This is a genomic window from Caulobacter segnis (genome assembly GCF_003243465.1).
Taxonomy (GTDB): Bacteria; Pseudomonadota; Alphaproteobacteria; order Caulobacterales; family Caulobacteraceae; genus Caulobacter; species Caulobacter segnis_A.
The window spans coordinates 1-2,251 of the sequence record NZ_QFQZ01000154.1; the positions used below are offsets into that span (position 1 = coordinate 1).

General features: G+C 61.5%; 2 protein-coding genes and 1 rRNA gene. 1 reads left to right on the forward strand and 2 read right to left on the reverse strand.

Features of this window, described 5'->3' with window-relative positions; all coding sequences use genetic code 11:
• Window positions 1-314, reverse strand: a 16S ribosomal RNA gene (locus tag DI526_RS23340); the annotation flags it as partial.
• 911 nt (window positions 315-1,225) lie between these two features.
• Here DI526_RS23340 and DI526_RS23345 point away from each other — a divergent pair.
• Window positions 1,226-1,657: an Rrf2 family transcriptional regulator gene (locus DI526_RS23345; RefSeq protein ID WP_304283429.1), complete on the forward strand. Its 432-nt coding sequence runs from the start codon at window positions 1,226-1,228 to the stop codon at window positions 1,655-1,657.
• A 35-nt stretch (window positions 1,658-1,692) separates the two neighbouring features.
• Here the strand turns inward: DI526_RS23345 and DI526_RS23350 are convergent, their stop codons facing one another.
• Window positions 1,693-2,124 carry a CBS domain-containing protein gene (locus DI526_RS23350; RefSeq protein ID WP_304283431.1) on the reverse strand — a complete coding sequence of 144 codons (432 nt, stop codon included), beginning with the start codon at window positions 2,122-2,124 and terminating at the stop codon, window positions 1,693-1,695.
• Window positions 2,125-2,251 lie beyond the last annotated feature (127 nt).

The window sequence follows — 2,251 nt, forward strand, 5'->3', positions numbered from 1 at the left end:
CGTAGGAGTTTGGGCCGTGTCTCAGTCCCAATGTGGCTGATCATCCTCTCAGACCAGCTACTGATCGTCGCCTTGGTGGGCCTTTACCCCACCAACTAGCTAATCAGACGCGGGCCGCTCCAATGGCGATAAATCTTTCCCCCGAAGGGCACATCCGGTATTAGCTCAAGTTTCCCTGAGTTGTTCCGAACCAAAGGGCACGTTCCCACGTGTTACTCACCCGTCCGCCACTAATCCCGAAGGATCCGTTCGACTTGCATGTGTTAGGCCTGCCGCCAGCGTTCGCTCTGAGCCAGGATCAAACTCTCAGGTTGAGTTGACATTGACTCCAGCTATTTAGTTCGGAGGAAAATCCGAACTGCGTATCTGGTTTGCATAGTATCTTGACGAGTTCCCATCACACTCCGACCAACTCCGAAGAGCCAATCGGCGTATAAATGGTGTCTTCAAGAGACCGCATTACGTCAGCGCCAAATGATCCACTCCGTAGAGTGAACCGCCAGAGCGCCGCCGCCTGCGTTTCTCTTTCCAAATCAACAATGTCAAAGACCCGGACCGCCTCAGCGGCCCCACCGTTTAGCGCCCGGTGTCGGCGGAGGCGGCTATCTATCCAACCTCGTTTTCCGTGTCAAATCGTTTTTTTCAAAACTTTTCGACTTCGTTCCGCTTGCCAGCCCAGGAGGCTTTCGGCGGAGCCGGCAGCTTCTAAAGAAGTCACCGGAGCCAGTCAAGCATCTTTTTCAAAAGAAAGAGAAGCTCTTCTGGAGTGAAATACTTCAGCAACCTTGCGGCGGCTTCCGTATTTCAGGGAGCGCGGCTTCTAGCGAAACCGAATTCCCAGGTCAACCGCCCCTTTTTCTTTTTCTCTACTTGAGGCCGAGGCCACTTTAGAGCGCAAAAGCCACCCGAAGCGCGCCATGAGGAGCGCCAAGAGAGGAAAGAGATTCGATTGAGGCTGCGGAACTTAGCGACGTGCTGCTCGAAACGCAAGCCCCGAGGGGCGGATGTTCCGTTCAGCGGCCGCGGCCCCGAAGCGAGGGGCGGCTTCTAGAGCCCCCTCCCCGGGCCCGCAAGCCTGAAATGGCCGGCTTATCCCCAGAAGGGCCATTCCCCTGTGCATGAACAACGTCACGCGAGGCTTGCGTCGTGACAAAGCCTCGCTCAGAAGGCTGAACGCTCTTTAGGAGACGCGCTGCGGCGCGCCTGAACAAGGTCACCGGCGTCCATGTTGTCCCAGAAGGCGCGCTACGCCCTGCGCGCGATGATCGAACTGGCTCGTGAGAACGGGCAGGTCACGGCCGGCGAGCTGGCCGAGCGCGCGGACGCGCCGCGCAAGTTCCTGGAGGCGATCCTGCTCTCCCTCTCCCGCGAGGGGCTGGTCGTCAGCCGCCGCGGCAAGTTCGGCGGCTATATATTGGGCCGCGCGCCGGACCAGATCAGCTTCGCCGAGATCATTCGCCTGGTCGACGGCCCGCTGGCCCTGACACCCTGCGTCAGCCGCACGGCCTTCCGGCGCTGCGAGGACTGTCGCGACATCGCCACCTGCGCCTTGCGCGAAGCCCTGCTCAGGGCGCGCGACGCCACGGCCGCCGTCCTCGAGGGCTACAGCCTGGCCGACGCCGCCCAAGGCGCCGGCGCAGAACTCATCGAGGGCTGAGAGCGCCCCCTCTCCTCCTAGAGAGGCGGAGCCTGTCAGCCCGCGGCGATATAGGCCTTCAGGCCATCGGCCTCGGCCTGGGCCTCGCTGATCTTGTGCTTCACGAGATCGCCGATCGAGATGATGCCCGCCAGGCGACCGCCCTTCACCACCGGCAGGTGGCGGATCCGACGATCGGTCATCCGCTCAAGCATGGCTTCGACGGTTTCATGGGGTTCGGCGAAGATCACCTTGGCGCTCATGCAGCTGGAGATCGGCTTGGTCAGGGCCGTGGCCCCTTCCTTGGCGATCGCCCGGACGATGTCGCGCTCGGACAGAATGCCGACCACCGCCTCGGTCTCGTCGACCACCACCATGGCGCCGACACGACGCGTATGCAAAAGCGCGGCCGCGGCGCCGACGGTCTCCTGGGGGGAGGCCGTGAACACCAGATCACCCTTGTCCTTGAGGATTTGAGAAATCAGCACTGAGCTACCTCCCTTGTTCTTTTATAGAACGAGGGTCTCGCAAACAGGCCTCGGGATCAATCGTTATCGCGCGGGGCGCGATCGGCGGGCTCGGCCCAGCGGTCGAACAGGCCGATCAGCAGGACGC